16 protein-coding genes are annotated in these 20,850 nt (G+C 73.8%); 7 read left to right on the top strand and 9 right to left on the bottom strand.

Annotated elements, in window-relative coordinates:
* Positions 1–28 precede the first annotated feature (28 nt).
* A complete protein-coding gene (gene hpnR / locus ACZ46W_RS23435) occupies positions 29–1,540 on the bottom strand; it encodes a hopanoid C-3 methylase HpnR (protein ID WP_468340637.1) in 1,512 nt (503 codons plus the stop codon).
* 218 nt (positions 1,541–1,758) lie between these two features.
* Between hpnR and ACZ46W_RS23430 the strand changes: the two genes are divergently transcribed.
* Both ACZ46W_RS23430 and ACZ46W_RS23425 read left to right on the top strand, forming a co-directional pair.
* On the top strand, positions 1,759–2,535 hold the full coding sequence (locus ACZ46W_RS23430; RefSeq protein WP_468340634.1) for an alpha/beta fold hydrolase: 777 nt from the start codon (positions 1,759–1,761) through the stop codon (positions 2,533–2,535).
* On the top strand, positions 2,532–3,788 hold the full coding sequence (locus tag ACZ46W_RS23425; RefSeq protein ID WP_468340631.1) for a cytochrome P450: 1,257 nt from the start codon (positions 2,532–2,534) through the stop codon (positions 3,786–3,788). Before ACZ46W_RS23430 ends, ACZ46W_RS23425 begins: the two co-directional genes overlap by 4 nt.
* Here ACZ46W_RS23425 and ACZ46W_RS23420 read toward each other — a convergent pair.
* From ACZ46W_RS23420 to ACZ46W_RS23400, 5 genes are all read right to left on the bottom strand, one after another.
* A complete protein-coding gene (locus ACZ46W_RS23420) occupies positions 3,783–4,577 on the bottom strand; it encodes a sortase domain-containing protein (protein ID WP_468340628.1) in 795 nt (264 codons plus the stop codon). The genes ACZ46W_RS23425 and ACZ46W_RS23420 overlap by 6 nt on opposite strands.
* A 108-nt stretch (positions 4,578–4,685) precedes the next feature.
* Positions 4,686–4,955, bottom strand: coding sequence for a WhiB family transcriptional regulator (locus ACZ46W_RS23415; protein WP_468340625.1), 270 nt, complete (start codon positions 4,953–4,955; stop codon positions 4,686–4,688).
* Positions 4,956–5,037: 82 nt separating this feature from the next.
* Complete coding sequence (locus ACZ46W_RS23410; RefSeq protein ID WP_468340622.1) at positions 5,038–6,210, bottom strand: anhydro-N-acetylmuramic acid kinase; 1,173 nt, start codon at positions 6,208–6,210, stop codon at positions 5,038–5,040.
* 8 nt (positions 6,211–6,218) lie between these two features.
* A complete protein-coding gene (locus tag ACZ46W_RS23405) occupies positions 6,219–7,553 on the bottom strand; it encodes an MFS transporter (RefSeq protein WP_468340619.1) in 1,335 nt (444 codons plus the stop codon).
* Positions 7,554–7,577: 24 nt separating this feature from the next.
* On the bottom strand, positions 7,578–8,408 hold the full coding sequence (locus ACZ46W_RS23400; RefSeq protein WP_468340617.1) for a TetR/AcrR family transcriptional regulator: 831 nt from the start codon (positions 8,406–8,408) through the stop codon (positions 7,578–7,580).
* Between the two features lie 208 nt (positions 8,409–8,616).
* On the opposite strand from ACZ46W_RS23400, the gene ACZ46W_RS23395 reads away from it, so the two are divergent.
* Both ACZ46W_RS23395 and ACZ46W_RS23390 read left to right on the top strand, forming a co-directional pair.
* Complete coding sequence (locus tag ACZ46W_RS23395; protein WP_468340614.1) at positions 8,617–13,449, top strand: aminotransferase class I/II-fold pyridoxal phosphate-dependent enzyme; 4,833 nt, start codon at positions 8,617–8,619, stop codon at positions 13,447–13,449.
* A complete protein-coding gene (locus tag ACZ46W_RS23390) occupies positions 13,446–14,228 on the top strand; it encodes a class I SAM-dependent methyltransferase (RefSeq protein WP_468340611.1) in 783 nt (260 codons plus the stop codon). The genes ACZ46W_RS23395 and ACZ46W_RS23390 overlap by 4 nt, the downstream gene beginning before the upstream one ends.
* Before the next feature lie 22 nt (positions 14,229–14,250).
* On the opposite strand, the gene ACZ46W_RS23385 is transcribed toward ACZ46W_RS23390, so the two are convergent.
* Positions 14,251–15,354, bottom strand: a complete 1,104-nt coding sequence (locus ACZ46W_RS23385) for a glycosyltransferase (protein ID WP_468340609.1) — start codon at positions 15,352–15,354, stop codon at positions 14,251–14,253.
* Positions 15,351–15,749, bottom strand: a complete 399-nt coding sequence (locus tag ACZ46W_RS23380; protein WP_468340606.1) for a hypothetical protein — start codon at positions 15,747–15,749, stop codon at positions 15,351–15,353. Before ACZ46W_RS23380 ends, ACZ46W_RS23385 begins: the two co-directional genes overlap by 4 nt.
* A gap of 701 nt (positions 15,750–16,450) precedes the next feature.
* On the opposite strand from ACZ46W_RS23380, the gene ACZ46W_RS23375 reads away from it, so the two are divergent.
* Positions 16,451–18,415, top strand: a complete 1,965-nt coding sequence (locus ACZ46W_RS23375; RefSeq protein WP_468340603.1) for a glycoside hydrolase family 15 protein — start codon at positions 16,451–16,453, stop codon at positions 18,413–18,415.
* Positions 18,416–18,428: 13 nt separating this feature from the next.
* Here ACZ46W_RS23375 and ACZ46W_RS23370 read toward each other — a convergent pair whose 3' ends face one another.
* Complete coding sequence (locus ACZ46W_RS23370) at positions 18,429–19,997, bottom strand: hypothetical protein (protein WP_468340600.1); 1,569 nt, start codon at positions 19,995–19,997, stop codon at positions 18,429–18,431.
* A 262-nt stretch (positions 19,998–20,259) separates the two neighbouring features.
* Here ACZ46W_RS23370 and ACZ46W_RS23365 point away from each other — a divergent pair, with 262 nt between their 5' ends.
* Both ACZ46W_RS23365 and ACZ46W_RS23360 read left to right on the top strand, forming a co-directional pair.
* Positions 20,260–20,448 (top strand): hypothetical protein, encoded by a 189-nt coding sequence (locus ACZ46W_RS23365; protein ID WP_468340598.1) that lies wholly within the window; start codon positions 20,260–20,262, stop codon positions 20,446–20,448.
* A 205-nt stretch (positions 20,449–20,653) separates the two neighbouring features.
* Positions 20,654–20,842 (top strand): hypothetical protein, encoded by a 189-nt coding sequence (locus tag ACZ46W_RS23360; protein ID WP_468340595.1) that lies wholly within the window; start codon positions 20,654–20,656, stop codon positions 20,840–20,842.
* The last annotated feature ends 8 nt before the right edge of the window (positions 20,843–20,850 follow it).

Genomic DNA, 20,850 nt, shown 5'->3' with positions numbered 1-20,850 from the left:
GTGTACCCGGACGGGGGTAACGGGCCCGTCACACGCCGTCGGGCTCCGGGTCGGCCTGCGGACGCGCGTGGGTCACGGCCCGGGTGTGGATGAACAGGTCCTGCCGGCCGGGCGGTGTGGCGCTGTGCTTGGGCAGCGGCAGCTCGTAGCGCACCTGCCGCCGGTGGTCCGCCAGTTGGCGCTCCACGTTGTAGACGCTGCCGAACTTCCACAGCATCCGCGCGAAGTTCGTCTGGCCCCGGGCGAGGTTGCGGCCCAGTACGCCCATGGCGCCGATGGCCGTGCGCAGCCCCAGGTGCTTGCGGTTGAGCACGGCCTGCGTGCGCACGAGCTCCCGGTAGAACTCCTCCAGGGGCAGGGTGGTGGGCACGACGGCGTGCTGGATGTCGAAGAGCCGGTAGTCACGGGTCGTCAACTGGCGGGACTCGGTGTGCCAGATCTCGGTGCCCGGGTACGGCGTCATCACCGTCAGGTGCACGATCTCGGGGACGGACAGCGCGAACTCCCGTACCAGCCGGAAGCGTTCGGCGTCCCAGGCCGGGTCGACGATCAGGTTGATGGCCACCATGATGCCCAGCCTGCGGGCCGTCTCCAGGGCCTTGAAGTTGTCGTCCGGGCTCACCCGCTTGCGGTAGAGGTCCAGCCCCTCGGCGTCCAGCGCCTCCATGCCGAGGAACATGTACCGCAGGCCCAGCCGCGTCCAGCGGGCGAACACCTCCTCGTTGCGCAGCAGGACATCGCTGCGCGTCTCCAGGTAGTACTGCTTGCGGATGCGCCGCCGCTCCAGCTCGGCGGCGATGCCGTCGCCGTGCTCCGGCCGGATGAAGGCCACGTCGTCCACGATGAAGACGTTCGGCTCCCGGATCGACGCCATCTCGTCGGCCGCGCCCTCGGGGGACGCCTTGCGGTAGCTGCGCCCGTAGAACGTCCACGCGGAGCAGAAGGAACAGTCCCAGGGGCAGCCCCGGGTGAACTCGATTGACGCGCACGGGTCCAGCTCCCCGATGAAGTAGCGGTTGCGCTTGCGCATCAGGTCGCGGGCGGGCCGGGGGCTGTCCAGGCTGTCGAGCAGTCGCGGGGCGGGGCCGCGCCCCTCCGCGCAGACGACGCCCGGGACGTCCTTCAGCCCGCCGTCGCGCGCCGCCGCCAGCAGCGGCTCGACGGCCGGCTCGCCCTCGCCGCGCACGATCGCGTCGACCGCGCCCTCGGCCTGCTCCAGCACGTGCTCGGCGATGAACGAGACGCTGTGGCCGCCCAGGAAGACGAAACAGCCCGGGGAGGCGGCCTTGGCGTGGTGGGCGATCTCGATCGCCTCCGGGATGTTGGCCAGGTAGTTCAGCGAGATGCCCACCGCCTCGGGCGCGAACGACTCCAGCTCGCGGTCGAGCAGGGCGCGCGAGAGCACCTGGAGGTCCACCACCCGTACCTCGTGACCGGCGTCGCGCGCCGCCGCGGCCACCCGTTCCAGGCCCAGTGGCTCCAGCCGCAGGAAGATCTCCGAGTACATCAGGGCACTCGGGTGAACCAGCATCACGCGCATCTCAGTCTCCAGCCGACGGCGGCACAGGGCAGCTACGTGAACCATTTCTGCCCCTTTGCCCAGGCTTCTTGCTGGAGGCACGCCGGGACACGGGGGATACGGGACGGGCGGTCCCAGGCCCGGCACGCCATCGGCCCGAGCCCGGTGCGCTCTTGTGGCACGGCCGGGCAGCCGCCAAGGTGAACCCATCCGGCCGTCCCCTCCCGATCGGAGCGACCGTGGCCCCTTTCCCCCTGCCCCACCAGCGGACCGGCGACGGACCCCACCCGGTGCTCGCCGTGCACGGCTGGTTCGCCGACCGCACCGCCTACGCGCCCGTCCTCCCCGACCTCGACCGCACCGCCTTCAGCTACGCCGTGGTCGACCTGCGCGGCTACGGCGAGGCCAAGGACGCCCCCGGCCCGTACACCACCGGTCAGGCGGCCGCCGACCTGCTGGCCCTCGCCGACCGGCTCGGCTGGGACCGGTTCTCGGTCGTCGGCCACTCCATGGGCGGCAGCGTGGCCCAGCGCGTCCTGGCCGCCGCACCCGGCCGCGTCCGCCGGCTCGTCGGCATCTCGCCGGTCCCGGCCGCCGGGCTGCTGATGCCGGACGAACAGTGGGAGCTGTTCGCCGGGGCCGCCGACAACCCCGGCAACCGCCGCGCCATCATCGACGCCACCACCGGGGGCAACCGCCCCGCCGCCTGGCTCGACCGGATGGTGCGCCGCTCCCTGGAGCGCAGCGACGCCACGGCGTTCCGCGCCTGGCTCGACTCCTGGGCCCGCGAGGACTTCCACACCGAGGTCGCCGGCAGCGACGTGCCCGCCCTCGCCGTGGTCGGCGCGCTCGACCCGGCCCTCGGCGCCGAGCTGATGCGCCGCACCTGGCTGCGCTGCTACCCCAAGGGCAGGGTCACCGAACTGCCCCGCGCCGGCCACTACGCCATGGACGAGACACCGCTGGAACTCATCCAGGTCGTCGAGGACTTCCTGCGCGCGGACGGCCCCGCGTGAGCGTCCCCGCACCGCCGGCCGTTCCCGATGTCTTCGACCCGCGGCTGTACGGGCGCGGCATCCCGCACGACGCCTACCGGGAACTGCGCGACCGCGCCCCGGTGGCCTGGCAGGACGAGTACGAGGTGCTGGGCTGGCCCGCCGGTCCCGGCTTCTGGGCGGTGACGCGCCACAGCGACGTCGTACGGGTCCTCAAGGACACCCGCACCTTCTCCTCGCACCTGGGCGCCACGCAGCTCCGCGACCCGGACCCGGCCGACCTGCCGTTCATCCGCCGCATGATGCTCAATCAGGACCCGCCCGCCCACGGCAGGCTCCGGCGCCTGGTCAGCCGCGCCTTCACACCCGGCCGGATCGACCGCTTCGAGGCCACCGCCAGGCGCCGCGCCCGCGACCTGCTCACCGCCGCCTACGCCACCGCCCGCGACGGCGACGGCACCGTGGACGTGGTCCACCCCGTCACCGACGAGTACGCCCTGCTCAACCTCACCGACCTGCTCGGTGTACCGAGGAGCGACCGCGGGCTGCTGCTCACCTGGACCGAGCGCGTCATCGCCTACCAGGACCCGGACGAGCCGCCGGTGCTCGGCCCCGGCGGCGCCCCCGTCAACCCGCGCTCGCCCGCCATGCTGAAGGAGATGTTCGACTACGCCCAGGGCCTCGCGGCGTACAAGCGCGACCACCCCGGCGACGACGTCATGACGTCGCTCGCCCACGCGGACCTCTCCGACGGCGAGCTGGAGATGTTCTTCTTCCTGCTCACCGTCGCCGGGAACGACACCGTCCGCAGCGCCGCCCCCGGCGGGATGCTCGCGCTCGCCGCGCACCCGGAGGGACAACGGGGGCTGCGGGCAGGGCGGTTCGCCGTCGCGACCGCGGTCGAGGAGCTGTTGCGGGTGCACCCGCCCGTGCTGACCTTCCGCCGCACGGCGGCCGAGGAGTGCGTCCTGCACGGCCGGCGGGTGCGCCGGGGCGACAAGGTGGTCGTCTTCCACGCCTCCGCCAACCACGACGAACGGGTCTTCCCCGACCCGCACCGCCTCGACCTCGCCCGCTCGCCCAATCCGCACGTGTCGTTCGGCGACGGCCCGCACGTCTGCCTGGGCGCCCACTTCGCCCGCCTCCAGCTACGGGTCCTGCACGAGGAGGCGCTGCGCGTGCTGCCGCCCTACGAACCGGCGGCCCCGCCCCGGCGCCTGGTCTCCAACTTCATCAACGGCCTGAAGTCGCTGTCGCTGCGCCTTCTTCTATGAGGCCTTCCGCGACGAGACCAGCACGCCGACCTTGTCGATGCGGTGCTCGGGGTTGCCCTTGGCGTCCCGCCAGAAGTTGCCCGCCGCGTCGTCCTCGGGCGTCGCGCACGTCGAGACGGTGATCATCGCCTTGACCGGCCGCTCGCCCGGCTTGCCCGGGACCGGGGCCCGCTGCTCGGCGAGGGACCGTTCGGAGCGGAAGGACGTCTTGCGGGTCTCGGTGATCCGGTACTCGTGGACGGTGCCGCCCGCCGTGACGAAGACCGACTCGCCCACCTCCAGAGCCGGCAGGTCGCGCAGCGGGCCGCCGGCGGAGAGGCGGTGCGCCGTGACGAGGTAGTTGCCCACCTCGCCGGGCCCCACACCGCCGCCCGGCCCGTACGGGCTGGCGGCCACGCCACGGTCCTGGATCCTGGTGCCCGGCCAGTCGTCGGTCGTCCCCCGGTACGGCACGACCCGCAGCTCCTCCACACCGATGGCGGGGATGGCCAGCACGGCGGTCCGGGTACGCGCCGTCTCCGGCGACGGCTCGGGGGAGGGCGCGACAGGGACGGCGGGGGCGGCGGGCGCCTTGGGCGTCCCGGGCGGCGCGGGCTTCGCGGCTTTGGCGGGCTTCGCGGGCGCCGGGTCGACGACGGCCGCCGCGGAGGCCGGGGCGGTGAACGCGGTGGCCGGGGCGGGCGCGGCCGCGGTGCGCTCGGTGGCGCCGCTGCCGCCGGCGGCACAACCGACGAGCGCGACGACGACGGCGCTCGCGAGCGCGGCGGAAGCGGTGCGGACCTTCAGCATGGGGCTCCGGAGAGGGGGCCGGGGACGGGACGGTCACACCAACGTAAACCGGACACGTGTTCCCTGGATAGCCCCCTTGACGCTGCGCGATGGGCCCCATGCGGACGGTCACCGGCGCGGCTGGCCGGCCGGGGCCGTGCGGCGGGCGGCGCGGCGGCGTTTGAGGGCGCGGCGCTCGTCCTCGGTCGTGGCGCCCCAGACGCCCGCCTCCTGGCCGGACTCCAGCGCCCACTCCAGGCAGGGTTCCCGCACGGGGCAGCGGCGGCACACGGACTTCGCGTCCTCCGCCTGGAGGAGCGCCGGGCCCGTGTTGCCGATCGGGAAGAAGAGGTCGGGGTCCTCGTCACGGCACACGGCCTGCTGGCGCCAGTCAGTCATGGAACTCTCCCAGTCCGTCGAATGGTTCGTCTTTCCGGGTCGCCGCTGGGGGAGGGGCTGAAACAGATCGACGCGGGATGAATCAGGCTCGTGCGACGCGCAGCCGTACGGGCGCGGTGACGGCCGGCTCCGGCAGGCGCAGCCCGTGGCGGCCGGGCGTGAGCGAGCCGAGGACGCTCGGGTGCCGGGCGCCGGTGCACGCCGGGACCGTCCCGGCGAGCCCGTGGACGGTGAGGAACCCGAGCACCGCGAACGCGTACGCCTCCTTGGCGGCCGACGGCAGCCCAAGCTCGTCCGAACGGCGCAGCGGGATGCCGCCAAGTTCCTTGCCCAGCACGGCCATCAGCACCGGGTTGCGGGTGCCGCCGCCCGAGGCGACGACCTCGGTCGCCCCGACGGTCCGCACGGCGCCGGCCACGGTCCGGGCGGTCAGCCGGGTGAGGGTGGCCACGACGTCCTCCGGCGGGAGCGCCTCATGCCCGGCCAGGGCGGCCCGCAGGTACGGCAGGTGGAACCGCTCCTTGCCCGTCGTCCTGGGCGGCGGCTGCGCGTAGTACGGATCGTCCAGCAGCTCGCGCAGCAGCGCCTCGTCGACCCGGCCGCGGGCGGCCAGGGCGCCGTCCTCGTCGTACCCGCGCCTGCCGCCGGTGAAGAGCCGCACGGCCGCGTCGATCAGGGCGTTCGCGGGCCCGGTGTCGAAGGCGACCGGAGGGCCGGCCCCGGCGGCAGCGGTGATGTTGGCGATGCCGCCCAGGTTCAGGGCGACGGGCACGCCGGGGCGCCCGCGCAGCCACAGCACGTCCACGATGCTGACGAGCGGCGCTCCCTGGCCGCCGGCGGCGACGTCCCGGGTGCGGAGGCCGGACACGACCGGGCGGCCGGTCGCCTCGGCGATCCAGGCCGGCTCGCCGAGCTGGAGGGTGCCGTGCACGGTGCCGCTGTCGGCCCAGTGGTAGACCGTCTGCCCGTGGGAGACGACGAGGTCGGCACGGCCGCCGCACAGCTCCTCGTCGGCGCGTACGGCGAGGGACGCGAAGGCCTGGCCGATCCGGGTGTCGAGCCGGCACACCTCCCGCATGGTGGTGGCCGCCGGTGGCAGCGCCGCCGCCAGGGCGGCACGCAGCTCGTCGGGGTAGGGGGCGCTCACCATGCCGAGGGGTGCCAGGACGAGGGCGTCGCCGTCCAGCGTCAGATCGGCGGCCGCCGCGTCGACGGCGTCGTACGACGTACCCGACATCAGCCCGATGACCCGCATGACCCTCCTCAGTCGCGCAGCGCGCGGCGGTGGTCGGCGCCGCGCAGCGTCGCCAGGGCGAGGGCGCTGACGGCGCAGGTGGCGGCCACGTAGTACGCGGGGATGTCGGCACTGCCGGTCCGCTTGATCATCTCGGTGATGATGAGGCCCGCACAGCCGGAGAAGACCGCGTTGGACAGCGCGTACGCCAGCCCCAGGCCCGTGTACCGGACCCGGGTGGGGAACATCTCGGCGAGCATCGCCGGGCCCGGCCCCGCCATCAGGCCGACGACCGCACCGGCGGCACACACCGCGAGGCCCTTGGCGGCAGTCGGGGCGGCCGGGTCCTGCAACAGGTTCAGCAGCGGGAACGCGGCGAGTGCGGCCACCGCCGCACCCGTCACCATCACCGCGCGTCGCCCCACCCGGTCGCTCAGCGCGCCCGCCGGGAGGATCGCCGCCGCGAAGCCCGCGTTGGCGAGGACGGTGGCGATCAGCGCCTGCCGGAACGTCGCGTCCAGGACGCTCTGGAGGTACGACGGCATGACGACCAGAAAGGTGTACCCGGCCGCCGACCAGCCCATCAGCCGGCCCGCGCCCAGCGCGATGGCCCGTACCGTCTCCCGCGCGGGGGCGGCGGCCGGTTCCGCCCGCAGCCGCCGCCGGAAGGACGGCGTCTCCTCCAGCCTCAGCCGCAGCCACAGGGCGGCCAACCCCATCGGCAGCGTCAGCAGGAACGGCAGCCGCCAGCCCCACGACCCGAGCTGAGCCTCCGTCAGTACGGTGGCGAGCAGGGCCGCCGCCCCGGCGCCGCCGAGCAGGCCGAGCGCCACGGTGAAGGACTGCCACGCCCCGTACAGGCCGCGCCTGCCCGGCGGGGCGAACTCCGTCATCAGGGACACCGCGCCGCCGAACTCCCCTCCGGCGGACAGGCCCTGGACGATCCGCAGCAGCGTCAGCAGCCAGGGCGCGGCGGCGCCGATCGTGGCGTACGTGGGCAGCAGGCCGATCGCCGTCGTGGCGGCCGTCATCAGCAGCACCACCAGGATCAGCGTGGGGCGCCGCCCGATGCGGTCGCCGACGCGGCCGAAGAGCGCCGCGCCCACCGGCCGGAAGAAGAAGGCCAGCGCGAACGACGCGTACGTCCGGATCAGCGCCTCGGCGTCGCCGCCGCCCTCGGGGGTGAAGAAGTTGGCGGCGATGACGGTGGCGAAGTAGCCGTAGACGCCGAACTCGTACCACTCGATGAAGTTGCCCACCGAGCCCGCCACCAGCGCCTTGCGCGAGCGCGGTGGCCCGGTGGGCCCGGCGGGCCGGTCCGATGCGTCCGACTCGTCGGCGGGGCCGTGCACGGAGGTCGTCATGCGGTGCCCTTTCGGCGTCTGCGGCTACGTCATCGTTTCCCTTCCCTCCCCACCGAGGAAACGGTCCAGCAGCGCGTCCAGGCCGACGGCGAGCACCTCCTCGCCCGCCCGCTCGGCGAGGGCGGGCACGGTGGCGCGCAGATGGGGCAGCTCGTGCACGGGCATACGGTGCAGACCGAGCCGGATCGCCGGTTCGGGTTCGTCGAGGTCCTCCACCACGGCGGTCAGCTCCACGAAGACGTAACCGAGGGCCCACGCGATCACGGCCCGGTAGGCGAGCTGCGTACGGTGGTCGTCGAGCCCCGCGCGGAAGAGCGCCGCCAGAATCCGTTCCTGGACGCGCAGCACCGCCCGCGGGCGGCGGGCCAGCGGCACGGCGAGCATCCGGGTGGCGAGCAGCGGGACCACGTGCGGGTGACGCAGCGCGACGCGGTGCATCTCGCGGACCGTGTGGTGGAGTTCTCCGCGCCAGTCGGTGTGCGAAGGCGTCGCATCGGCAGGCGTCTTCGCATCGCCAGGCACCGCGTCCGGGGGTGCCGCGTTGGCAGGCGCCGCGTCCGAAGGCCCCACATCCGGAGGTGCCGCGTCCGGCGGTGCCGCGTCCGAAGGAGCCGTCAAGGTGTCCAGGAGCTCGGTGAACACCGCCTCGACCAGCCCGTCCAGCAGCGCGTCCTTGCCCGCCGCGTACCGGTACAGGGCCATCGCCTCCACGCCCAGCTCCGCCGCGAGCCGCCGCATGCTCAGGGCGGACAGGCCCTCACGGTCGACCAGCGCGAGCGCCGTGGCCAGCACGAGCTCCCGGCTCAGCCGGCCGCGCCGGCGTTTTCGCCGCCCGGAAGCTTCCTGCTCGGGCATCCCTTGACCCTCGTCACCTAGCGGAGCAAGGTGTACATATACGCCGTAAATATACCCGTTCGGGCGAATCTAGACCCACCGGCAGGTCACCGTGGAGCCGATCACACGTCTGGGACAGTGGCTCCGGCCGAACGGCAGGCGAGCGCCCGACCGCGGGCCCGGCCCGGTCACCGGGCGGAAAGGGCCACCGGTCTCCGCGCCCCGCCTGATGGTGCTGTACGTCCTCTTCGTGATCCCGTTCACCGTCGTCTACCTGACGGTCCCGGAACGGCACACCAGCATGTGGGCCGTGATCGGGCTGGCCGGGGTCGTGGCGATCCTCGTCGGCATCCGCATCCATCGCCCCGCGAGACGCTGGCCGTGGCTGATGCTCGCCGCGGCGAACCTGACGTTCACCGCCGGGGACACCACGTACAACATCCTCGAATCGGTGTTCGGCCAGACGAACCCGTTCCCGTCGATCGCGGACGTCTTCTACCTCTCCACCTATCCGCTGTTCGCCGCCGGGTTCTTCGGGTTCATGCGCTACCGCACCGAGTCCCGTGACATCGCGAGCCTCCTCGACGCCCTGATCCTCACGTCCGGGCTCGCCCTGCTGTCCTGGGTGCACCTGATCAACCCGCTCACCATGGCCGGGGGCGAGACCTGGATCCAGCAGGCGGTCGCGCTCGCCTACCCGCTCGGCGACGTACTGATCCTGGCCATGATGGTCCGGCTGCTCACCCTCGGCGGCACTCGGGAGCGGTCCGTCCAGCTCCTCGCCCTCGGTACGTGCGGCATCCTCACCTCGGACGTCCTGTACGGGCTGCTGCAACTCCAGGGCACCTGGCAGGTCGGCACGTACATGGACCTGGGCTGGGTGGTGTTCTTCACCGCCTGGGGCCTGGCCGCCCTGCATCCGTCCATGGTGCGGCTCACCGAACCGGTGCCCCAGCCCGCGCCCGGGCTGGCCAAGCGCCGGCTCGCGGTCCTCGCCGGGGCGTCGCTCATCGCGCCCGTCATGCTGCTGGTCGAGGCACTGCTCGGTACGGTGCGGGACGCCGCCATGATCGCCGTGTTCTCCGCCGTGATGTTCCTCCTGGTCATGGCCCGGCTGTGGGAACTCGTCTCGCAGCACCGCCGGGCCGTCACCCGGGAGCGGAGCCTCCGCGTGGCCGCCGCGTCCCTCGTCGGCGCGGTCACGCCCCGGGACGTCGCACGCTGCGTCGAGACGGCCGCCGCGACCCTGTTCGGCGCCGACGTCCAGCACCAGGCCGTGCTGCTCGCCGTGGACGCCGACCGGCGGCTGCGGCCCGTGACCACCGCCGGACGGCCCTGGACCCAGAGCCTGGACATCCCCGCCGAGGCCCTCGGCGCCATCCGTACCTCCGCCCCGGCCGTCACCGACACGTCCGTGGCCCCCGAGGTCCCGCCGGAGCCGGGTCCGGCGGCCGGACCGGTGGCTGAGCCGGGGGCCGGGCCCGGGACCGGGCCCGCGCCGGGGCCTGCCGCCGACCCGGAGCCCCCGCCGCGCAAGCCCCTGGACACGGGCCCGCCCCTGGCCGAGCCCCGGCCGAGCCCCGCCCCCGAGCCCGGGCTTCCCGCCGGAGCGCCGTCTGCGGCCAGGCCGCCGGGACCCGCTGGAGCGCCGGCCCCCGCCGGGGCGCCACCCCCCGCCGGGCGGCCGGGCCGCGCCGGCGAGGTTCCCCGCGCGGGCCGCGCCGCCGGGCCCCCGCCCCCCGTCGGGTCCCCGCCCGCCGTCGGACCGGCGGCGCCCCCCGTGGGGCAACCCGCCGCCGTGCACGAGGTGGCCGGCGCGCCCGGGCGGCTCGTCGACGGGACGCGGCTCGTGGAGGTGGCCGCGCTCGGGCCCGAGGCGGCCGCGGCGCTGGCGCCGGCCACGCGGGTGATGCTCAGCCCCCTGACGCTGGAGGCGCCCCAGGCGGTCAATCCCCTGATGGGCGCCCTCCTGGTGGCGGGGCCGCGCCGCCGGCTGGAGCAACTCGGCGTGTCGGTCGAGTCCCTCGCCTCGCAGGCCGCCCTGGCCCTCGAACGCGTCGGACTCAGCGAGGAGATCAACCGCCGCCGGAGCGAGGCGTACTTCCGCACCCTGGTGCACAACGCCTCGGACGTGATCCTGATCGTCGACGACGACGACACCGTCCGCTACGCCAGCCCCTCCGCCCAGGGGGTGTTCGGCGGCGCCCTCCTCAGCGGCACCCCGCTGGCCCGGCTCGTCGACGAGCAGGACCGCGAGCGCGCCGGCCGTACGCTGCGGCGGGTACGGTCCGGGGACGCCCGGGACCTCCACGACGACTGGCGTGTGGTGCGCCCCGACGGCCAGCGGCTGGACGTGGAGGTCCGGTGCAGCAACCTGCGCCACGAACAGACCGTTCACGGCATCGTGCTGACCCTCCGGGACGTCACCGAACAGCGTGAGCTGGAGCGCGAGCTGACCCACCGCGCCTTCCACGACTCGCTGACCGGGCTGCCCAACCGGGTCCTGCTGCTGGAGCGCATCGAACGCGCCCTGCTGCGCGGCCGCCGTGACGGGACGCTCACCTGCGTCCTCTTCGTCGACCTCGACGACTTCAAGGTCGTCAACGACATGATGGGCCACTCCGTCGGCGACGAACTCCTCGTCGCCGTCGCCCGCCGGCTGACCGCCGCACTGCGGCGCACCGACACCGCGGCCCGCCTGGGCGGCGACGAGTTCGCCATCCTGATGGAGGGCGCCAGGGGCCCCGAGGACGCCGAGAGGCTCGCCGCACAGGTCGTCGACGCCCTCGACCAGCCGTTCCGCCTCACCACCGGCTCGACCAGCGTCTCCGCGTGCGTGGGCGTGGCCACGGCCCGCGACAGCGACGAGGCGGAGGAACTCCTCGGCCACGCCGACCTCGCCCTGTACGCCGCGAAGACCGCCGGGAAGGGCCAGTGGCAGCGCTACCGGCCCGACCTGCACGCCGGCATGGTCGAGCGGCACGAACTCCAGGCGGGTTTGGACACCGCCATCAGCGAAGAGGCGTTCGCCCTCCGCTACCAGCCGATCGTCGAGATCAACGGCGGCGGGGTCGCAGGCTTCGAGGCGCTGATCCGCTGGCCCCGCCGGCGCGGCCTCGTGCCGCCGGACCAGTTCATCACCCTCGCCGAGGAGACCGGGCACATCATGCCGCTCGGAGCGTGGGTGCTGGAACGCGCCGCGGGCGACGTCGCCCGCTGGCAGCGCGACCACCCCCGCACCCCGCCCCTGTGCCTCAACGTCAACGTCTCCCCACGTCAGTTCATCGACCCGGGCTTCGTCGAGGACGTGCGGCGGGTCGTCGACACCTCCGGGCTCGCGCCCGGCTCCCTCGTGCTGGAGATCACCGAGTCCGTCCTGATGCGCCGCGACGAGCAGATCCGCACGGCCATGCGGACGCTCAAGCGCCTCGGCGTCTCCATCGCGATCGACGACTTCGGTACGGGGTTCTCCTCGCTCAGCTACCTGCGCGAGTTCCCCATCGACGTCCTGAAGGTCGACAAGTCGTTCATCGACGACATCGTCACCGACGGCCAGCAGGTCGCGCTCGTCGAAGGCATCGTCCGCATCGCCGACGTCCTCGGCCTCCAGGTCATCGCCGAAGGCATCGAGAACGCCGGCCAGCGCGACCTGCTGGGCGCCATGGGGTGCAGCTTCGGCCAGGGCTACCTCTTCGCCCGGCCGATGACCGCCGACGAGTCCCGGCGCTTCCTGTCCGTGTCCGGCGAGAGGCAGGCCGCCTCCCTCGTCGGCAGGCGCGGCGAGCGACGGACCGTGACCCACCCGGTGGCCCGCGGCGAACAGCGCGTCGGCGACCTGTCGCGCCTGCAGAAGTCCAGCCGCATGTGCGACGCCGTCATCGACGAGGTCCACGGCCGGCGCATCCGCTGCGGCGACCAGTGGCTGGCCGACTTCGCCTCCTGCAACTACCTCGGATTCGACTTCGACCCCGAGATCATGGACGCCATCGCCCCCTACGTACGCCGCTGGGGCACCCACCCGAGCTGGTCCCGGCTCATCGGCAACCCGCGCCTCTACACCGACATCGAGGAACGCCTCGCGGGCCTGCTGCGCGCCCCGGACACCCTCCTGCTGCCGACCATCACCCTCATCCACTCCTCCGTGATCCCCGTCCTCGCGGCGGGCGGCCAGGTCTGCGTGGAGGCCCGCGCCCACCGCACCATGTACGACGGCTGCATGGTCGCCCGCGGACAGGGCGCGTCGGTACGCCGCTTCCACGGCGACCGCCCCGACGAGCTCGAACAATTGCTCACCTCCGCCCCGCCCGGGGTGGCCCGCCTCGTCTGCATCGACGGCGTCAACAGCATGACCGGGAACCTCCCCGACCTGCCCGAACTGGCCCGCATCTGCCGGGCCCACGAGGCCCTGCTGTACGTCGACGACGCCCACGGCTTCGGCATCATCGGCGAACGCGGCCCCGGCGAGACCTCGCCGTACGGCTCCTGGGGCAACAGCATCGTGTGCCACACGGCCGAGTCGTACGACGGCATCGTCCTGGTCGCCGGGTTCTCCAAGTCGTACTCCTCACTCCTGGCGTTCGTCACCGCGCCCCCCGACCTCAAGGCCCACCTGAAGGTCGCGGCCGGGCCCTACCTGTACTCCGGCCCCTCACCGACGGCATCGCTCGCGACCGTACTCGCCGGTCTCGACGTCAACGCCCGGCGCGGCGATGCCATCCGCGCCGACCTGCACCGCAAGACGCAGCGCATCCTGGACCATGTGCGCGGCCTCGGCGTCGCCACGCCCAACACCGACGGACTGCCCATCATCGAGATCCCGCTCGCCGATAGCTGGGACCTCGACGCCGTCGGCGACTTCCTGTGGGACCACGGCATCTACGTCACGCTCGCCGGCTACCCGCTCGTACCGCGCAAGCAGGTCGGCTTCCGCATCCAGGTCACCGCGCTCAACACCGACGAGCACATCGAGCAGCTCACCCAGACGCTCACCGAACTGGCCGACCGCTTCCCGCTCCAGCAGAGCCTGCCCGCGACCACACCGCCCGAGGGGTGGTCGCCGTGACCGACCCCCGCTACGACGACGGCCTGCCGCCCCGCCCGCACCGCTTCAACGCCGACGCCGACTGGGACCAGTGGCCCGTCACCGCCTACCTGGCCGAGAACTACCGGCGCATGCACGCCTCCGACGCGGCCGTCATCCGCCACCACTCGGCCTTCTACCGCCAGTTCCCCGCCGACGGCGTCACCCGCTCCCTGGAGTTCGGCGCCGGCCCCAACCTGTACCCGTTGATGCCCGCCGCCGCGGTCGCCCGCCGCATCGACGCCCTGGAACCCAGCGCCGCCAACGTCGCCTACCTCGCCGGCCAGCTCGACCGCCCCGACGCGAGCTGGGACCCGTTCTACGCCCTGTGCCGCGAACTCGACCCACGGCTGCCCGCGAACCTCACCGACGCCCTCTCCCGGGTTCGGGTGCTGCACGCCGACGCGACCGCCGTCCCGGCCGGTGCCTACCACCTGGCGTCGATGAACTTCGTCGCCGAGAGCGTCACCGAGGACGCGGACGAATTCGCCGGACTGTGCGGCATCTTCATCCGCGCCGTACGGCCCGGAGGGCACCTCGTCGCCGCGTTCATGGAGAACATGCCCAGCTACCACATCGGCGCCGGCCTGACCTGGCCCGCCTTCCCCGTGGACACGGCGGCGGTACGGCACGTCTTCGCCCCGCACACCGAGCGGCTCCAGGTCACCCGCGTCGACAAGGACCCCACGCTGCCGGATTACGGCGACACGGGGATGGTGCTGCTCCAGGCGGTGCGGATACCGGCCGACGAGTGGCGGTGACCCCGGACGAACAGCGGCGACCTCAGCGGTCCAGCAACTCCCGGTAGAGGCCGGCGTACCGCGCGGCGAACCGCTCGGGGCCGAAGCGTTCCTCCACCGTGGCCCGGCCCTGCTCCGAGAGCACCTGCCACCAGTGCGGCCGGTCCAGCAACTGGCGCAGCAGGTGGCCGGTGCGGCGCGCGTCGCCGACCGGCGCCCGCAGCACGGTGTCACCGAGCACGGCGAACTGCGGGTGGTCGCCCACGATCACCGGACGGCCGGTGCTCAGCGCCTCCAGCACGGTCAGCGGGACGTCCGACTTGACGCCCAGCACACGCGGCACGAACAACAGCACGTCCGCCGACGCCACCAGTTCCCGCATGTCCGGCACGTACCCGAGGACCTCCACGTCCCGTAGCCCCTCCCGCTCCGCCAGGGCCAGTACGGAGGCGCCGTACGCCCGGACGTGGTGACCGGGGCGGGGGCGCAGCGCCAGCGTCAGCCGGAACCGCGCCCCGGCCCTGACGGCCACCCCGGCCGCCCGCACGGCCTCCTCGGCGCCGCCGTGCGGGCCGTGGTGGCCGATGACCAGCACCCTGGGCGTGGGCCCCGACGGGCGCGGCATGTACGGCCACCGGTCCAGCCGGACCACCGGCGGGACCACCAGCACATGGCCGAAGCCGGCGGCGCTCAGCTCCCTCGCGGTGGCCGAGGACAGCGCCACCGTCTGGCCGAGCGGGCGCGACCGGCGCGGCAGCCGCGGGCTCTGCACGCCGGGCACGGTGTGCAGCACCGGCGTGCCGCGCACCAACGGCGGCCACAGCCGGGAGAACAGCGGAAAGGCGTCGTCGATGGCCAGCACCACATGGACGAGGTCGACACGCCGGGCCAGCACGGCACCGGCGGCGGCCATCTGGAACCGCTTCAGGCCCTGCGGCAGGACGTCCGGGGCGGGCAGGGGCACCGGCCGGCCCCGCGCGTCGGGACGGCGGCCGCGTCGCCCCGGCCACCGGGCGAACCAGGTGAAGTCCACGTCCGTCACCGCCTCCGCGAGGGCCGTGGCGAGGTCGGTGTCGGCTCCGTTCCGGCGGTCCAGGGGGCCGCTGGTGAGCAGCAGCACGCGCGCGCGGCGCGCCCCGGCGGTCATGGCCGGGCCGGCCGTCGGAGCGTCAGGGGCCCGGTGGCGACGGCGTTCCCGGTCCGGTGGGACCAGCACCGGACCGGGAACAGCGGCGCCGCGATGCCGGAGGCCGTCGGCGAGCGGGCGTCGCGAGGCACCTGCGCGTACGCCCGCGGCCGGCCGGCGGCCGGTGTCGGCATCGCTTCCCCGGGGATGGTGGCCGCAGCGCGGAGCGTCCGCATCCGCCCGCCGGCCTGCGGCCACCCGATATGGACCAACGTGGTCACGTACTCGCGCCCGTACCCCACACCGGTGGCGAGGGCGACGGCGAGCACGCGAAGGAGGGCGAACCTGCCCGCGAGCAGCGCCCGGTACCGAAGAGCCGCGACGTCACCGGCCGCACGGGAACGCGCCCCTGGCACTTCTGTCCCCCGTGCCGCTTGTACCGACCCGGGACGCGCCACGCCCGGACGTGCCGCGCCGGGACGCGCCGTGCCGGGTCGTGCGACGCCGGGATGTGCCGTGCCGGGGCGTGCCGTGCCGGGGCGTGCGACGCCGGGATGTGCCGTGCCGGGGCGTGCCGTGCCGGGGCGTGCGACAGCCGGGCGTGCCGTGCCGGGGCAGGCCGCGTCGGCGGGGCCGCCGTCCGGGTGGCCGCCCGAATCGCCGCCCGAATCGCCGCCGGAATCGCCGTCGGAGTCGTCGTCGCGACGGCGTGCCGTGGCGTGCGAGGCGACCGCGCGGCTGCGGTGGCGACGCGGCGCGGAACGCGGCCTGCGCACGCCCGCGCACCGTGCGGTGGCGGCGAGGGCCAGACGGTCGGAGACCCGGCGTGCGGGATGGGCGCCGGCCCGGTCGGAGGCCGGGGGCGCGGCGACAGGCCAGTCCGTCACCCGTCGCAGCGGGTGCGGGGCATAAGGCGCCGGATTCCGGCGCGCCTGGACGGAGGACACGGGGGACCTCTTCCTGCGACGTGCCTGCCAGGAACTGGCCTGCTTTCCATCCGTAGCACACCCCCCTGAGCCCGTCAATTCAGGAGTGGAAATCCATGGAAAGGACCGGCAAGTCATGCGTTTGCGGAACGTTTTCCGCCGCCTCGGAGACCGGGACTAGAATTCCTGTCATGGCCGGGCGAATCGAGGACTACGCCCTCATCGGAGACCTTGAAACGGCGGCCCTCGTCGGCAGGGACGGGGCGATCGACTGGCTGTGCGTGCCCCGTTTCGACTCTCCCGCCTGCTTCGCCGCGCTCCTCGGCACCGCGGACAACGGCCACTGGCGCATCGCCCCCGTCGGGCAGGAGACGTGCAGCCGCCGCTCGTACCTCCCCGACACGCTCGTCCTCGAATCCGTCTGGGAAACCACCGGCGGGACCGTGAAGGTCACCGACTTCATGCCGCCCCGGGGCGGCCTTCCGCAGGTCGTACGGCGGGTGGAGGGCGTGTCCGGACGGGTGGACATGCGCGGGGACATCAGCCTGCGCTTCGACAACGGACGCATCGTCCCCTGGACCCGCACGGTCGACGGCCGGACGGTGGCCGCGGTGGCGGGTCCCGACTCGACGCTGCTCAAGACCGACGCCCCGGTGGACGTGTCCGTCACCAAATCCCGTACCTCCTGCGCGTTTTCGGTATCGGCGGGGGAGCGGGTCACCTTCGTCCTCGGCTGGAGCCCCTCGCACATTCCCGCACTCGTCCTCGCGGACCCCGAGGCGGCACTGGACGCCACCCTGGAATTCTGGCGCAATTGGGCCGCGAAATGCCTGTACCAGGGGCCGTGGCGGGATGAAGTCGTCCGTTCCCTCATCACCCTCAAAGCGCTCACCTACGAACCCACCGGCGGAATCGTCGCGGCGGTCACCTCCTCCCTCCCGGAATTCCTGGGCGGGGAACGCAACTGGGACTACCGGTTCTGCTGGTTGCGCGACTCCACCTTCACGCTCTCGTGCCTGCTGCGCTCCGGATACCGCGAGGAGGCCGTCGCCTGGAAGGACTGGCTGGTGCGCGCCATCGCGGGCGAACCGTCCGACCTCCAGCCGCTGTACGGACTCGCTGGACAGCGGCGGCTCGTCGAGGCGACCGCCCCCTGGCTGTCCGGTTACGAGGGCTCCCGGCCCGTACGGTTCGGCAACGCCGCGGTCGACCAGCTCCAGCTCGACGTGTACGGCGAGGTCCTCAACACCATCTACTCCGCGCTCCGCGCCGGGGTCACCATCGACACCCAGGTGTGGCGTCTGATCGCCTCGTTCATGGAGTACCTGGAGAAGCACTGGCGGGAGCCGGACGCGGGGCTGTGGGAAGTGCGCGGCCCGCGACGCCACTTCGTCCACTCCAAGGTCATGTCGTGGGTCGCCGCCGACCGCGCGCTGCGCATGGCGAGGGTCGCCGGACTGCGCGGCTCGGCCGAGCGCTGGCGCGCGATGCGGCAGGACATCCGCAAGGACGTCCTGCGCCACGGCTGGGACGACGAACAGGGCTGTTTCGTGCAGTACTACGGCTCGCGGCGGGTCGACGCGGCGGCACTGCTGATGCCCCGGCTCGGCTTCCTCCCGCCGGACGACCGCAAGCTGCGCGGCACCCTGGAGGCGGCCCGGCGGCTGGACGACCACGGCTTCCTGCGCCGGTACGCCGACACGGGCGACGAGGGCCGGGTGAACGAGGTGGACGGGCTGCACGGGGGTGAGGGCACGTTCCTGGCCTGCTCGCTCTGGTTCGCGGACTCCCTGGCCATGACCGGCCGCCGGGACGAGGGCCGCGAGCTGTTCGAACGCGTCCTGGACGTACGCAACGACGTCGGACTGCTGTCGGAGGAGTGGGACCCGGCCTCCCGCCGCCAGCTCGGCAACCTGCCGCAGGCGTTCAGCCATGTCGCCCTGGTCAACACGGCGTTCGCCCTGCACGGCACCCGCGCGGCGAGTCGCGACGGCCACGGCCACGGCCACGGCGGCCGGAACGGCCACGGCGGGGAAACGGTCGACGGTGGCGTGAACGGCGCCGGCGTGAACGGCGCAGGCGGGAACGGCGACGGCGGTGGGAACGGCGACGGGAGCCGCGCGGGGAGCGGCTCCCGTGTGAAGGCGGCCCGCTGAAGGGCGTCGCCCGTCATGTTCCGTTGGTCGCGTCGGGCTGTCTCTGCCGGCGCAGCAGGGCCGAACCGGCCATGGCGGCGGTGAGCGCGGCGCACATCACGGCGACGGCGCTCGCCCAGCCGAACGAGCGGCCCACACTGCTCTCCAGCAGCTCGAAGGCGCTGCCGCCCGACACCGCGTGCAGGGCGACGACACCAATGGCCGTCGCGCCCGCGGCCGCCCAGACCCGCACGGTGTCCCGCGCGCCCAGCCACAGGCCGAGCACCAGGCACAGCACGGTCACGGCGAGGGCCACCGTGCCCGTGTTCCCGCCGGACCGCAGCCCCGCGAAGTCCGTCGGCAGGTGGATGACACCGCAGGCGAGCAGCGCGGCCGCCGCCGGCCACCGCAGGCCGGAGCGCAGGGCCGGTGAGCTCTCACCCGCCAGGTCCGCCACGGTGACCGGCTTCTCCAGCGACGGCGCCGACTGGCCGGACGTGGCCACCGAAGCGGACCGGGGCGGCCGGACGTTGGGGTTCTCGGGCACGGTGATGGTGCCGTCGCCCGCCTTCTGTCCCACGGCGGTCCCGGTCGCCGGCCTCGGTCGGGCGTCGGCGTCGCCGGTGCCGAGGATGCTCACCAGCTCGGCGACGTCCTCGATCGGCCTGCCGACGGCCGCCGCACGCAGCGCCGTATCGGCCTCGTCGAGCGGGTGGCCGGCCTCGTTGAGCATCGCGACCAACTGCCGGACCTCGTCCAGGGGCCGCACGACCGCGGCCGCGCGCAGCGCCTCGTCCGCGGGGCTGGAGACCGCTCCGGTGCTCTTGAGCAGGGCCACCAGCGCGGCGACCTCCTCCAGCGGCCGGTAGGTGGCCGCCGTCCAGAGCAGTGTCCTTATGGGCTCGTCGCTGTCGTCACCGTTCTCGGCCGCGTTCTTCGCACCGGCCAGAACGGCGTCCACCAGCGCGGCGTCCACCGGCCCCGCACCGGCGCGCACGGCGTCGGCGGGCGTGGTGCCGTCGGCGGCGCCGACGGCAGGGGCGCGGTCGGCCGGGGCGGACCCGGCAGGGGCGTCGTCGGCGCGTGCGGCGCCCTCCGTGGCCGGGGCCGGCGGGGGCGCGTCCGACGGGGGCGCGTCCAGGACCGGCGCGGCCGCCCGGGGGGCCGGCTCGGGCTCGGCGGGAGGCGCCGTCTGGGGGCGTGGGGGCTCGAACGGCACGGTCCCGAACGGCGGGGTCTCGGGGCGCGGCGGCACCGCGGCGGACGACGTGGGCGACGCGCCCGTGAGGGGCGCCGTCCCGGGGCGTACGGCATCCGGGTACGTGCCGTTGGTGTGCGTGCCGTACGTGCCGTTGGTGTGCGTCGTCCCGGCTTGGGCGGCCCCCGGGGCGGCCGGGGCCGTCGTCCCGGCGGGCGCTTCGCCGGCGGACGACGCGGCGCCGAGGCGTACGGCGTCCGCGTACGCGGCGTCCACGGGCCCGGTCACGGCTTCGCGCGGGTCGCGCGGGTCGCGCGGGTCGCGCGACGGGTGGGGCGGGTCGGGTGGCCTCGCCCGGTCAGGGGCCCCCGCCGAGGCGGGAGTTGTGGTGTCGTCGGTTGTCATGGCGTGGCTCCGTTCGCCGGACTCCGGTGAGGCACACACCGTGTCGGTCGTCGTGCGCCGCTCGGGCGCAGCGGGTTTGCTCCATCTAATGGGCAAGCCGGTCAATTGCGCCATCCGGGAAGGGCGGACGGAGTACCCACCCGGGCTCCAGAGGTTGAAGCCTGCACGGAAAGGTTGCGCTTTCGCCGTTTGCACCCCGTGCCGTACTGCGTTCCACTGGAAAAGGAAGTAAACATTCCTCTCCGCATAAGGGGATGATGGCATGACGTCACGCGAGCACGTGGTCCAGGACCGGACGAAGGTGCTGGCCACCGACATCGAAGCAGCCCTCAACCCGGTCGAAGCCGAAGGCTTCTACCGCGACACCCGTGAATGCGGGATCCTGGCCCTGGAGAAGGGCGCGGGCCATGTGCTGCTGTCGCCTCCGACGCCCCGGCCGAAGAAGGGCTGAACGGGCAACTGAACGGAGCAGTCCGGCAGTCCGGGCCCGTGGGGCTCGGTACGGGAGCTCCTTATCCGCGTGGTCTCCGCTCTCCCGGGCGGGGGCCACATCCCGTTCGCCGGAGAGTTTCGTTTCCGCCGTTTGCGACCTCTGCCGGACTGCGTTCCACTGGAAGTGGAAGCACACGTTCCTTTCCGCATGAGGGGATGGTGGCATGACGTCAACCGAACGCGAACTCCGGGACCGGACGAAGGTTTCGGACAGCGACATCGAAGCAGCCCTCAACCCGGGCGAGCCCCAAGGCTTCTACCGCGACACCCGTGAATGCGCGGCACTGGCCCTGGAGAAGGGCGCGGGCCATGTGTTGTTGTCGCCTCCGACGCCCCGGCCGAAGAAGGGTTGAAAGGGTAA

The sequence above is a fragment of the Streptomyces sp. NPDC031064 genome (genome assembly GCF_055570965.1).
Note: the sequence above shows the minus strand (reverse complement) of the source record. Positions and strands in the feature narration are given on the sequence as shown.

Coding starts and splice junctions, on each gene's coding strand:
- hpnR (WP_468340637.1), bottom strand. CDS start 1,540: ATGCGCGTGATGCTGGTTCACCCGAGTGCCCTGATGTACTCGGAGATC.
- ACZ46W_RS23420 (WP_468340628.1), bottom strand. CDS start 4,577: ATGCTGAAGGTCCGCACCGCTTCCGCCGCGCTCGCGAGCGCCGTCGTC.
- ACZ46W_RS23415 (WP_468340625.1), bottom strand. CDS start 4,955: ATGACTGACTGGCGCCAGCAGGCCGTGTGCCGTGACGAGGACCCCGAC.
- ACZ46W_RS23410 (WP_468340622.1), bottom strand. CDS start 6,210: ATGCGGGTCATCGGGCTGATGTCGGGTACGTCGTACGACGCCGTCGAC.
- ACZ46W_RS23405 (WP_468340619.1), bottom strand. CDS start 7,553: ATGACGACCTCCGTGCACGGCCCCGCCGACGAGTCGGACGCATCGGAC.
- ACZ46W_RS23400 (WP_468340617.1), bottom strand. CDS start 8,408: ATGCCCGAGCAGGAAGCTTCCGGGCGGCGAAAACGCCGGCGCGGCCGG.
- ACZ46W_RS23395 (WP_468340614.1), top strand. CDS start 8,617: ATGGTGCTGTACGTCCTCTTCGTGATCCCGTTCACCGTCGTCTACCTG.
- ACZ46W_RS23385 (WP_468340609.1), bottom strand. CDS start 15,354: ATGACCGCCGGGGCGCGCCGCGCGCGCGTGCTGCTGCTCACCAGCGGC.
- ACZ46W_RS23375 (WP_468340603.1), top strand. CDS start 16,451: ATGGCCGGGCGAATCGAGGACTACGCCCTCATCGGAGACCTTGAAACG.
- ACZ46W_RS23370 (WP_468340600.1), bottom strand. CDS start 19,997: ATGACAACCGACGACACCACAACTCCCGCCTCGGCGGGGGCCCCTGAC.
- ACZ46W_RS23365 (WP_468340598.1), top strand. CDS start 20,260: ATGACGTCACGCGAGCACGTGGTCCAGGACCGGACGAAGGTGCTGGCC.
- ACZ46W_RS23360 (WP_468340595.1), top strand. CDS start 20,654: ATGACGTCAACCGAACGCGAACTCCGGGACCGGACGAAGGTTTCGGAC.